General features: G+C 67.9%; 9 protein-coding genes. 4 read left to right on the plus strand and 5 right to left on the minus strand.

Going from position 1 to position 11,541, the window contains the following annotated elements; all coding sequences use genetic code 11:
- Nucleotides 1-86: 86 nt before the first annotated feature.
- Complete coding sequence (locus tag PGN16_RS10375) at nucleotides 87-1,862, plus strand: ABC transporter transmembrane domain-containing protein (protein WP_335309320.1); 1,776 nt, start codon at nucleotides 87-89, stop codon at nucleotides 1,860-1,862.
- 67 nt (nucleotides 1,863-1,929) lie between these two features.
- Nucleotides 1,930-3,474, plus strand: a complete 1,545-nt coding sequence (locus tag PGN16_RS10380; RefSeq protein ID WP_335309321.1) for a hypothetical protein — start codon at nucleotides 1,930-1,932, stop codon at nucleotides 3,472-3,474.
- A gap of 257 nt (nucleotides 3,475-3,731) precedes the next feature.
- Here PGN16_RS10380 and PGN16_RS10385 read toward each other — a convergent pair whose 3' ends face one another.
- From PGN16_RS10385 to PGN16_RS10405, 5 genes are all read right to left on the minus strand, one after another.
- Nucleotides 3,732-3,986, minus strand: a complete 255-nt coding sequence (locus PGN16_RS10385; RefSeq protein ID WP_335310320.1) for an ATP synthase F1 subunit epsilon — start codon at nucleotides 3,984-3,986, stop codon at nucleotides 3,732-3,734.
- Between the two features lie 205 nt (nucleotides 3,987-4,191).
- Nucleotides 4,192-5,670, minus strand: a complete 1,479-nt coding sequence (gene atpD, locus PGN16_RS10390) for a F0F1 ATP synthase subunit beta (RefSeq protein ID WP_335309322.1) — start codon at nucleotides 5,668-5,670, stop codon at nucleotides 4,192-4,194.
- 90 nt (nucleotides 5,671-5,760) lie between these two features.
- Nucleotides 5,761-6,630: a F0F1 ATP synthase subunit gamma gene (locus PGN16_RS10395; RefSeq protein ID WP_335309323.1), complete on the minus strand. Its 870-nt coding sequence runs from the start codon at nucleotides 6,628-6,630 to the stop codon at nucleotides 5,761-5,763.
- A gap of 137 nt (nucleotides 6,631-6,767) precedes the next feature.
- A complete protein-coding gene (gene atpA / locus PGN16_RS10400; RefSeq protein WP_335309324.1) occupies nucleotides 6,768-8,297 on the minus strand; it encodes a F0F1 ATP synthase subunit alpha in 1,530 nt (509 codons plus the stop codon).
- Between the two features lie 4 nt (nucleotides 8,298-8,301).
- Nucleotides 8,302-8,871 (minus strand): F0F1 ATP synthase subunit delta, encoded by a 570-nt coding sequence (locus tag PGN16_RS10405; RefSeq protein WP_443019620.1) that lies wholly within the window; start codon nucleotides 8,869-8,871, stop codon nucleotides 8,302-8,304.
- A 206-nt stretch (nucleotides 8,872-9,077) separates the two neighbouring features.
- Here PGN16_RS10405 and PGN16_RS10410 point away from each other — a divergent pair, with 206 nt between their 5' ends.
- On the plus strand, nucleotides 9,078-9,899 hold the full coding sequence (locus tag PGN16_RS10410; RefSeq protein WP_335309326.1) for an Ada metal-binding domain-containing protein: 822 nt from the start codon (nucleotides 9,078-9,080) through the stop codon (nucleotides 9,897-9,899).
- 63 nt (nucleotides 9,900-9,962) lie between these two features.
- Nucleotides 9,963-11,489, plus strand: coding sequence for a CpaF family protein (locus PGN16_RS10415; protein ID WP_335309327.1), 1,527 nt, complete (start codon nucleotides 9,963-9,965; stop codon nucleotides 11,487-11,489).
- Nucleotides 11,490-11,541 lie beyond the last annotated feature (52 nt).

Genomic DNA, 11,541 nt, shown 5'->3' on the forward strand with positions numbered 1-11,541 from the left:
CAACGATTGCAGTCGGATTTGGTCCCGGTTCTCTACCCTCTCACGATACGTTGAGCGGATCGGCACGCGCTGCTAGGCCGCCTGCCATGGCCAGCGCTTCCGACGTCGCTCCTTCCCGCCGCCTCGGCAATCTGGCGATGGTCTTCCGACACGCCCGCAAATACCCGCTCCAGATTACCGCGGCGTTTAGCGCGCTGGCGGTCACCTCGGGCGCGACGATCGCGATCCCGTACAGCTTCAAGCGCGTCATCGATCGCGGATTTGCCGGGAATGGCGCGTCGGCGGAGTCGGTCGCCTCGTCCTTCCACTATATGCTGATGATCGTCGTGGTGCTCGCGATCGGCACCGCGGTTCGCTTCTATTTCGTCGCCTGGCTGGGCGAGCGGGTCGTCGCCGACATCCGCACCGAAGTACAGCGGCACCTGATGACGCTCAGCCCGTCCTTCTATGAGAGCAATCGCCCATCGGAGATCGCCTCGCGGCTCACCGCCGACACCGGGCAGATCGAGACAGTGGTCGGCAGCACGGTGTCGATCGCGCTGCGCAATTCGTTCACCGCGATCGGCGGGCTGATCTACCTGTTCGCGATCTCGCCCAAGCTCGCGGCGATGCTGCTCGCCGGCATCCCGCTGATCATCGCGCCGATCGCGCTGCTCGGGCGGCGCGTCCGCAATCTGTCGCGTACCTCGCAGGACCGGATCGCCGATGTCGGCTCGATCGTCGTCGAGACGCTGGGTGCGATGAAGATCGTCCAGGCGTTCGGACAGGAGGCGCGCGAGAGCGCGCGCTTCACCGACGCGGTCGAGGCGACAATGGCGGCGGCGCGCAAGCGGGTGGCGCTGCGCGCGATCATGACCGCGATCGTCATCGGATTGATCTTCGGCGCGATCACGCTCGTGTTGTGGGAAGGCGCCGACGACGTCGCCGCCGGGCGGCTGTCGGGCGGCGCGATCGCCGCCTTCGTGCTCACCGGCGGGATCGTCGCCGGCGCGTTCGGCGCGCTGACCGAAGTCTATGGCGATCTGCTGCGCGGCGCGGGCGCGGCGGGCCGGCTGAGCGAATTGCTCGCCGAACGCCCCGAGATCGCCCCGCCCGCGCAGCCGGTCGCGCTGCCGAACCCGCCGCAGGGCCGCGTCGCGTTCCACCACGTCGAGTTCCGCTACCCCAGCCGCCCCGACGTTGCCGCGCTCCACGACTTCACGCTGGAGGTCGCCCCCGGCGAGACGCTGGCGGTGGTCGGCCCGTCCGGCGCGGGCAAGTCGACGCTGTTCCAGCTGCTCCAGCATTTCTATCAGCCGGCGCGCGGCGAGGTGCTGGTCGACGGCGTCGACCTCACCCGCGCCGACCCGGCCGAGGTTCGCGCGCGGATCGCGATGGTCCCGCAGGAGACGGTGATCTTCGGCACCAGCGCGCGCGACAATCTGCGCTACGGCCGCTGGGACGCCGATGACGCGCAGGTGTGGGCCGCGGCCGAGGCCGCCAACGCCGCCGACTTCCTGCGCGCGCTCCCCGAGGGGCTCGACACGTTCCTTGGCGAAGGCGGTGCGCGACTGTCGGGCGGGCAGCGGCAGCGCGTCGCGATCGCACGCGCGCTGCTCCGCGACGCACCGATCCTGTTGCTCGACGAGGCGACCAGCGCGCTCGATGCCGAAAGCGAGCGTCTGGTGCAGGACGCGCTCGAACGGTTGATGGCGTCGCGCACCACGATCGTCATCGCGCACCGCCTCGCCACCGTCCGCGCCGCCTCGCGGATCGTCGTCATGGACGGCGGCCGGATCGTCGAGGAGGGCAGCCATGCGACGCTGATCGGCGCGGGCGGGCTCTATGCGCGGCTCGCCAGCCTGCAATTCCACGACGCTTGATTCCGGTCGCTTGACCGCCGCCGCGCTTCTCCTAGTCTGGGCATGGGAAGAGGAACGGGGGCGGGTGATGCGTAGATGGTGGGCAGCGACGGCGCTGGCCTTGGGACTGGCGACGCCCGCCGCGGCGACGTGGCAACAGGCATCGTCGCGCCACTTCGTCGTCTACTCCGACGATGAACCCGACAAGGTCACCGAGTTCGCCACGCGCCTCGAGCGGTTCGACAAGGCGATGCGCGTGATGCGCGGCATGGCGGACCCGGCGTTCAGCCCGTCGCAGCGCGTGCGGGTCTTCGTCGTCAAGGATGTCGCGACCCTGCAAAAGCTGCTCGGCAACCGCAACGCCGCCGGCGTCTATATGCCGCGGCTGTCCGGCCCGGTGGCGTTCGTGCCGCGCAAGACCAACGACACCGGCAAGCTCGCGCTGACCCCGCAGGCGGTGCTGCTCCACGAATATGCGCACCATTTCATGTTCTCGTCGTGGGGGGATCAGCCGTTTCCGGCGTGGTTCGTCGAAGGCTTTGCCGAGTTCAACGCCACGATGGTGTTCGAGCCCGAGCGGCTGCTGATCGGCGCGCCGCCGCTCTATCGCGCTTATGGCCTGATCGACGACAGCCTTGTGCCGATGCGCGATCTGCTGACGATGGCGCCCGGCGACAAGCGGCTGGATCCGGACCAGCGACAGGTCTTCTATGGCCGCGCGTGGCTGCTGACGCATTATATGTTGCTCAATGCCGAGCGTCGCCCACAATTGGCCGCCTATCTCAAGGCGCTGGAGAAAGGCGGCGACCCCAAGACGGCGGCGGCGTTGCTCGGCGATCCACGCAAGCTCGATCGCGCGCTCAACAATTACGCGCGTCAGACGCTGCCGATGCTGGGCATGAAGGTCGAGACGCTGCCGATCGACCCGGTAACGACGCGCACACTGACGCCGGGCGAGGAAGCGATCATGCCGGTCGTGCTCCGCTCGACGCGCGGGGTGAATCCCAAGACCGCGCCCGCTGTCGCCGTGGCCGCGCGGAAGATCGCGGCGGACTTCCCGAACGATCCGGCGGTGCAGGTCGCGCTTGCCGAAGCCGAATATGATGCCGGCGCCTATGCGGCCGCCGATGCCGCTGCGGCGCGTGCGCTCGTCGCCAAGCCGAACCTGCGCGAGGGCCTGATCTACCGCGGCATGGCGCAGGTCGCGCTGGCGGAGAAGGAGCATGTCACCGACCCGGCGCGCTGGAAGGCGGTGCGGCAATGGTTCATCACTGCCAACCACCTCGACGGCGAAGATCCGTGGCCGCTGGTCGCGCATTATCAGGCGCTGCGCACGGCGGGCGGGCCGATGAGCCCCAATGCCGAGAAGGGGCTCGATTATGCGTTCATGCTCGCGCCGTTCGACAGCGGGCTGGCGATGCAGGTCGCGGCGATGCACGTCCGCAAGAAGGAATATGACGCGGCGGTACCGGCGCTGCGCCGCGTCGCTTACGACCCGCACGGCGGCGGCGCGGCGACGCTGGCGGGTGTCGTGCTGACCGCCATCGAGAGCAAGGACACCACGGCGATCGATACGATCGCGGCGGCGATGGACAGCAAGAAGGACGAGGACGACGGCGAGGAGGAGAAATAGCGGGACGGCGCCAGTCCGCGACCCGGCAATCCCGCGTCATCCCGGACTTGATCCGGGATCCCGCTTCTTCTCCTTGCCCCGCTGTTCGGCCGGACACCGGCTTATCCAAACGTCATTGCGAGCGTAGCGAAGCAATCCAGGGTCGCATCAGGACGCGCTGGATTGCCGCGCTACGCTCGCAATGACGATAGTGGCTTTGGTCCGCCGACCAACCCCCGGGTCACGTCCGGGGCAGCGACTGGCCGATCGTTAGAAGCTCAGCCCGCGTGCTCGGCCAACACGGTCAGCCCGCGCGCATTCACCTCGGCGAAGCCACCGCGGATCGCGATCGTCTCCGGCTGGCCACCGGCGATCTTCTGCACCAGCACCTCGCCGTCGCGGATCGTCGACATGAACGGCGCATGGCCCTCCAGCACCGCGAAGTCGCCGTCGGTGCCGGGCACGGTCACCATGTGAACGTCCTCGGAGATGAGCAGGCGTGCCGGCGTAACGAGTTCGAAATGCAGCATGATCTTGACCTTAAACTCCCTCTCCCCTCCGGGGAGAGGGCCGGGGTGAGGGGCAGTGAGGGAGGGTGACCAAACAACTAGCGCCTTCGCGCGTGGCCGCCCCTCACCCAACCAGTTCGGGGGTAAACATTACCCCGTAATGTTTAGGTCATGCCGGGGCATGACCGACCCCCGAACTCCCCAACGGGGAGAGGGCCAGAACGAAGCCTTACGCCTCCTTGGCCATCTTCTCGGCCTTGGCGATCGCCTCGTCGATCCCGCCGACCATGTAGAAGGCCGCTTCCGGCAGGTGATCGTATTCGCCGTTCACCACCGCCTTGAAGCTGCGGATCGTGTCCTCGAGCTGGACGAACTTGCCGGGGATGTTGGTGAACACCTCGGCGACGTGGAACGGCTGGCTGAGGAAGCGCTGGATCTTGCGCGCGCGGCTGACGGTCAGCTTGTCCTCTTCGGACAGCTCGTCCATCCCGAGGATCGCGATGATGTCCTGCAGCGACTTGTACTTCTGCAGCGTCGCCTGCACCGCACGCGCCGTCTCATAGTGATCCTGCCCGACGGTGCGCGGCTCCAGCACGCGGCTGGTCGAATCGAGCGGATCGACCGCCGGATAGATGCCCAGCTCCGAGATCGCGCGGTTGAGCACGGTCGTTGCGTCAAGGTGCGCGAACGAGGTCGCCGGCGCCGGGTCGGTCAGATCGTCCGCGGGGACGTAGACGGCCTGAACCGAAGTGATCGAGCCCTTGTTGGTCGAGGTGATCCGCTCCTGCAGCGCACCCATGTCGGTCGACAGCGTCGGCTGATAGCCCACCGCCGACGGAATACGACCCAGCAGCGCCGACACTTCCGCGCCCGCCTGCGTAAAGCGGAAGATGTTGTCGACGAAGAACAGCACGTCCTGCCCTTCCTGATCGCGGAAATATTCCGCGATCGCGAGGCCCGACAGCGCCACGCGCGCACGCGCGCCCGGCGGCTCGTTCATCTGGCCATAGACCAGCGCCACCTTCGAACCCTCGCTGACCGCATTGCCCTCGGCATCCTTGGCGATGACGCCCGCGTCGAGGAACTCGTGGTACAGGTCGTTGCCCTCGCGGGTCCGCTCGCCGACCCCCGCGAACACCGAGGTGCCGCCATGGCCCTTCGCGATGTTGTTGATCAGCTCCTGGATCAGCACGGTCTTGCCGACGCCCGCGCCGCCGAACAGGCCGATCTTGCCGCCCTTCGCATAGGGCGCGAGCAGGTCGATGACCTTGATCCCGGTGACCAGAATGGCGCTCTCGGTCGACTGGTCGACGAAGTCCGGCGCCTTGGCGTGGATCGGCGCGCGCAGGTCGGTGGCGATCGGGCCGCGCTCGTCGATCGGCTCGCCGACGACGTTCATGATGCGGCCGAGCGTCGCCGGGCCGACCGGCATCAGGATCTGCGCGCCGGTGTCAGTGACGGTCTGGCCGCGGGTCAGCCCCTCGGTCGAGTCCATCGCGATCGTGCGGACGGTGTTCTCGCCGAGGTGCTGCGCGACCTCGAGCACCAGCCGGACGCCGTTGTTCTCGGTTTCCAGCGCCGACAGGATCGCCGGCAGCTGCTGGTCGAAATGCACGTCGACCACCGCGCCGATCACCTGGCTGATGCGGCCGGTGTTGTTGGTCTGGCCCGTAAGGTGAGTCGGGCGATCCTCTAGGACGGTGGCCATTGTCTTACCTCTTCGTCGCCCCTGCGTAGCCGGGGGGTTTGTATCTGCTTAACATAGTGCGCCTCTCTTGGAGAGAGACGTTGACGTGACTTACAGTGCCTCAGCGCCCGAGATGATCTCGACCAGCTCGGTCGTGATCGCCGCCTGACGCGCGCGGTTGTACTGGATGCTCAGCCGCTTGATCATGTCGCCGGCGTTGCGGGTCGCATTGTCCATCGCGGTCATGCGGCTGCCCTGCTCCGAGGCGGCATTTTCCAGCAGCGCGCGGAAGATCTGGATCGCGACGTTGCGCGGCAGCAGATCGTCGAGGATCGCTTCCTCGCTCGGCTCATATTCCACCGTCGCGTCCGACGCCTTCGCGTCCTTGACTTGCGGAACCGCGACCGGGATGATCTGCGCGCCGATCGGCTCCTGCACCAGCGCCGACTGGAAGCGCGCGTAGAACAGGTGCGCGACGTCGAACTCGCCGGCCTTGAAGCGCGCGATCAGATCGTCGGCGATCTCCTTGGCGGCGTCGAAGCTCGCGGTCTTCATCTCCGACAGGTCATGGTCGGCGACGATCCCGGTCGGGTAGAAGCGCTTCATCACGCGCCCCTTCTTGCCGGCGATGTAGAAGCGCACGGTCTTGCCCGCAGCCTCCAACTCCTCGGCCTTGCGGCGCGCGGCACGCACGATGTTGGTGTTGAACGCACCCGCCAGACCGCGCTCCGAGGTCGCGACGACCAGCAGATGCACCTGATCCTTGCCGGTGCCCGCCAGCAGCGGCGACGCGCCGACGCCGACCGTCCGCGCGAGGCTGGCGACGACGCCCTCCAGCCGCTCGGCATACGGACGCCCCGCGATCGCCGCCTCCTGCGCGCGGCGCAGCTTGGCGGCGGCGACCATCTTCATCGCCTTGGTGATCTTCTGCGTCGACTTCACCGAGCCGATGCGGATCTTGAGGGCCTTCAAACTTGCCATTTGGGTCCTTCTTCTCCCGCTCCCCGCCGGGGAGAGGGCCGGGGTGAGGGGCCGGAGCCTCGCAGAGAGGGCGGTCTCGGTGAGACACCTGCCCCTCACCCAACCCTCTCCCCGGCGGGGAGAGGGCTAAATGCCTCTTACGCGAACGTCTTCGCGAACTGCCCGAGCGCTTCCTTCAGCTTGGCCTCGGTGTCCTTGCCCAGCTCGCGGCTGTCGCGGATCGCGGCCAGCACTTGCGGGTGGTCGGCGCGCATGTAGCTGAGCATCGCCGCTTCGTAGCGGTTGACGTCGGCGACCGGCACATTGTCGATGAAGCCGTTGGTGCCCGCGTAGATCGAGACGGTTTGCTCCTCGAACGGCATCGGGCTGAACTGCGGCTGCTTGAGCAGCTCGGTCAGCCGCGCGCCGCGGTTGAGCAGCTTCTGCGTCGAGGCGTCGAGGTCCGAGCCGAACTGCGCGAACGCCGCCATCTCGCGGTACTGCGCCAGCTCCAGCTTGATCGAGCCCGACACCTTCTTCATCGCCTTGGTCTGCGCGGCGCCGCCGACGCGGCTGACCGACAGGCCGACGTTGATCGCCGGGCGGATGCCCGCGAAGAACAGGTCGGTTTCGAGGAAGATCTGGCCGTCGGTGATCGAGATCACGTTGGTCGGGATGTACGCCGACACGTCGCCGGCCTGTGTCTCGATGATCGGCAGCGCGGTCAGCGAGCCCGAGCCGTTCGCCTCGTTCATCTTGGCCGCGCGCTCCAGCAGGCGCGAGTGGAGATAGAAGACGTCGCCTGGATAGGCTTCGCGGCCCGGCGGGCGGCGCAGCAGCAGCGACATCTGGCGATAGGCGACCGCCTGCTTCGACAGATCGTCGAACACGATCACGGCGTGCATCCCGTTATCACGGAAATACTCGCCCATCGCGGTGCCCGTGTAGGGCGCGAGGAACTGCAGCGGCGCGGGGTCCGAGGCGGTCGCGGCGACGACTATGGAATATTCCATCGCGCCATTCTCTTCGAGCGTGCGGACCAGCTGCGCGACGGTCGACCGCTTCTGGCCGACCGCGACATAGACGCAGTACAGCTTCTTCGATTCGTCGGTGCCGGCGTTGGCCTGCTTCTGGTTGATGAAGGTGTCGATCGCGATCGCCGACTTGCCGGTCTGGCGGTCGCCGATGATCAGCTCGCGCTGGCCGCGGCCGACCGGCACCAGCGCGTCGATCGCCTTCAGCCCGGTCTGCACCGGCTCGTGCACCGACTTGCGCGGGATGATGCCCGGCGCCTTGACCTCTACGCGGCTGCGCTGCTCCGACGCGATCGGGCCCTTGCCGTCGATCGGATTGCCGAGCCCGTCGACCACGCGGCCGAGCAGCCCCTTGCCGACCGGCACGTCCACGATCGTGCCGGTGCGCTTGACGGTGTCGCCCTCGCGGATCTCGGCGTCCGAGCCGAAGATCACGACGCCGACGTTATCGGCCTCGAGGTTGAGCGCCATGCCCTGCACGCCATTGGCGAACTCGACCATCTCGCCCGCCTGGACGTTGTCGAGCCCGTAGATACGCGCGATGCCGTCACCGACGCTGAGCACCTGCCCGGTTTCCGAGACCTGCGCCTCGGTGCCGAAGTTGGCGATCTGGTCCTTGATGACGCGGGAGATTTCTGCGGCGCGAATGTCCATCAACTCAGCCTTTCATCGCGCTGGCAAGCGCATTCAAACGGGTGCGGATCGACGAATCGATCATCTGGGAACCGATGCGGACGACCAGGCCGCCCAGGATTTGCGGGTCGACCGCCAGGTCGACCGACACCTCGCGACCGACGCGGCGGCGCAGCTGCTGCTTCAGCTCGTCGACCTGCTCGGGAGTCAGCGGGTGCGCGCTGGTGACTTCGGCGGTGGTTTCGCCACGATGCCGCGCCGCCAGCGTGCGATACGCCCGGATGATCTGCGGCAGCGCGCCCAGCCGGCGGTTCTCGGCGAGCACGCCGAGGAAGCTGCGCGTCGTGGCATCGAGCCCGAGCTGGTCGGCGGCAGCGAGCACTGCCTTGACCGCCTCACCGCGCGCGATGACCGGCGAGGCCGTCAGCGTCTTGAAGTCGCCCGACGCGGCCAGCGCCTCGCGCACCGCCGTCAGGCTTTGTTCGACGCGATCGACCGCACGGGCCTCCACCGCCAGATCGAACAGCGCGCTCGCATACCGGCCGCCGAGGCCGGCCTGGATGCTGCTGCCCTGATTACCGCTGGAACTCTCCACGCGATCCACTTTCCTCGTCATGACCCAAGGGTGCCCACCCATGCGAACGGATAGCGCACATCGGGTGCGCCTCGCTTGGGTACGGCGCGCGTAGCAAAGGGGGAACCGCGATGCAACCGGAGTGAAACCGTCGTGATGCCGACGCGGGAGCTTTGAGCGCAAGTCTCGGGATGCGACACGCGCGCGACCGGCGTAGACCCGGCGGCATGAGCGCGACGATCGATCCCGACACCGCCTGGGATGCCTTCACCCGCCGCGATCGCGCTTTCGACGGGCGCTTCGTGGTCGCGGTGCACAGCACGCATATCTATTGCAAGCCGAGCTGCGCCGCACGCCGCCCGCGCCGCGAAAACGTCACCTTCCTGTCCGATGCCGCGGCGGCGCGCGCGGCCGGCTATCGCGCTTGCCGGCGGTGCCTGCCCGATTCGGTCGCCCGCGACCGACAGGCGGTGATCGCCGCCGCGACGCTGCTCGCCGGTGACGCGCCACCCCCGCTGACCGCGCTGGCGGCGGCGGTCGGCTACGCCCCGCATCACTTCCATCGCCTCTTCCACCGGCTGACCGGCATCACCCCTGCCGCTTATGCCCGCACCTGTCGGGCCGACCGCGTGCTGGCGGCGCTGCGCGACGCCGCTGGCGTGACCGACGCCATCTATGCGGCCGGCTATGCTGCGCCGAGTCGCTTCTACGCCGATGCCGCGCGGTTGGGGATGACGCCGCAGGCCGCGGCAGTGGGCGGCGCGGGCGAGACGCTCCACTGGATGCGCCTCGTCACCCCGCTCGGCCCGTTGTTGCTCGCCGCCACCGCGCGCGGCTGGTGCCGGTTCGCCTTCGATGAGGACAGGGACGAACTCCACGCCGCCTTTCCCGCCGCGACGCTGCTGCCCGGTGCCCGGGCATGGCGGACGCACGCGGAAGCGCTGATTGCTCAAGCGGCAGCGGTGCCGGTGGACGGTTCGCTGCCCCGGGCGCTGCGCCGCACCGCGTTCCGCACCCTGCTCCACCAGAATGCGACACCGATTGGTTAGCCAAATCGAAAGGCTTGCGCGGTAGCGGTCGTCCTCGAGCCACTTCGAGGACGATCAGGGTCGATGAACGCGTTCGGACGCCGCAACGGCGGCATGGGTACCGGCGGCAATGGCGCAGGGCTGCGCGGCGGGTTCGGCGTCGCCCGCCCGATGCACGTCCAGCCCGGCGCCAACCCGCGCGACGATCAGCCGGTGGAGACCGCCGCTCCGCTCGACGCGCTGGCCGCACTCGATCCGCTGACCCCGCCGGGCCAGATCGACGCGATGCAGCGCCTGTCGGATCGCCAGAACGCGACCGGCGAGTCCGGGGCGAGCCGCATGGAAGGCTTCGAGGCGTCGATCCACAAGATCAAGGAGCAGGTGCTGCCGCGCCTGCTGGAACGCGTCGACCCGGAGGCAGCCGCGACGCTCGGCAAGGACGAGCTGGCCGAAGAATTCCGCCCGATCATCGGCGAGGTGCTCGCCGAGCTGAAGCTGACGCTCAATCGCCGCGAGCAATTCGCGCTCGAAAAGGTGCTGGTCGACGAATTGCTCGGACTCGGGCCGCTCGAGGAATTGCTCGCCGACGCCGAGATCAGCGACATCATGGTCAACGGCCCCGACCAGACCTTCGTCGAGCGCAAGGGCAAGCTGGAGATGGCGCAGATCCAGTTCCGCGACGAGGAGCATCTGTTCCAGATCGCGCAGCGCATCTGCAACTCGGTCGGCCGCCGCGTCGACCAGACCACGCCGCTTGCCGACGCGCGCCTGAAGGACGGCAGCCGCGTCAACGTGATCGTGCCGCCGCTTTCGCTGCGCGGCACCGCGATCTCAATCCGCAAATTCTCCGCCAAGCCGATCACGCTCGACATGATGGCCGGCTTCGGCAGCATGAGCACGAAGATGGCGACCGCGCTGAAGGTCGCGGGCGCGTCGCGGTTCAACATCGTCATCTCGGGCGGCACCGGCTCGGGCAAGACGACGATGCTCAACGCCTTGTCGAAGATGATCGACCCCGGCGAGCGCGTGCTGACGATCGAGGACGCCGCCGAGCTGCGCCTGCAGCAGCCGCACTGGCTCCCGCTCGAAACCCGTCCCGCCAACCTCGAGGGTCAGGGCGAGATCAGCATCCGCGACCTCGTCAAGAACGCGCTGCGTATGCGCCCGGACCGCATCATCCTCGGCGAAATCCGTGGCGCCGAGTGTTTCGACATGCTGGCGGCGATGAACACCGGTCACGACGGCTCGATGTGCACGCTCCACTCCAACTCCCCGCGCGAGGCGCTGGCGCGCATGGAGAACATGGTGATGATGTCGGACATCAAGGTGCCCAAGGAAGCGATCAGCCGCCAGATCGCCGACAGCGTCGACATGATCATCCAGGTCAAGCGCCTGCGCGACGGCAGCCGCCGCGTCACCAACGTCACCGAAGTGATCGGGATGGAAGGCCCGGTGATCGTCACGCAGGAATTGTTCAAGTTCGAATATCTCGACGAGAGCGCCGACGGGAAAATCATCGGCGAATACCGCTCGATGGGGCTGCGACCGTACACGATCGACAAGGCCAAGCAGTTCGGCTTCGACCAGGCCTATCTGGAGGCGTGCCTGTAAGGCGCCCCCCACCGTCGCCAGGACCACACCCCCCGTCGCCCCGGACTTGATC

The organism is Sphingomonas phyllosphaerae (assembly GCF_036946485.1).
GTDB lineage: Bacteria > Pseudomonadota > Alphaproteobacteria > Sphingomonadales > Sphingomonadaceae > Sphingomonas > Sphingomonas phyllosphaerae_E.

Coding starts and splice junctions, on each gene's coding strand:
- PGN16_RS10395 (WP_335309323.1), bottom strand. CDS start 6,630: ATGGCAAGTTTGAAGGCCCTCAAGATCCGCATCGGCTCGGTGAAGTCG.
- atpD (WP_335309322.1), bottom strand. CDS start 5,670: ATGGCCACCGTCCTAGAGGATCGCCCGACTCACCTTACGGGCCAGACC.
- PGN16_RS10375 (WP_335309320.1), top strand. CDS start 87: ATGGCCAGCGCTTCCGACGTCGCTCCTTCCCGCCGCCTCGGCAATCTG.
- PGN16_RS10410 (WP_335309326.1), top strand. CDS start 9,078: ATGAGCGCGACGATCGATCCCGACACCGCCTGGGATGCCTTCACCCGC.
- PGN16_RS10415 (WP_335309327.1), top strand. CDS start 9,963: ATGAACGCGTTCGGACGCCGCAACGGCGGCATGGGTACCGGCGGCAAT.
- PGN16_RS10380 (WP_335309321.1), top strand. CDS start 1,930: ATGCGTAGATGGTGGGCAGCGACGGCGCTGGCCTTGGGACTGGCGACG.
- atpA (WP_335309324.1), bottom strand. CDS start 8,297: ATGGACATTCGCGCCGCAGAAATCTCCCGCGTCATCAAGGACCAGATC.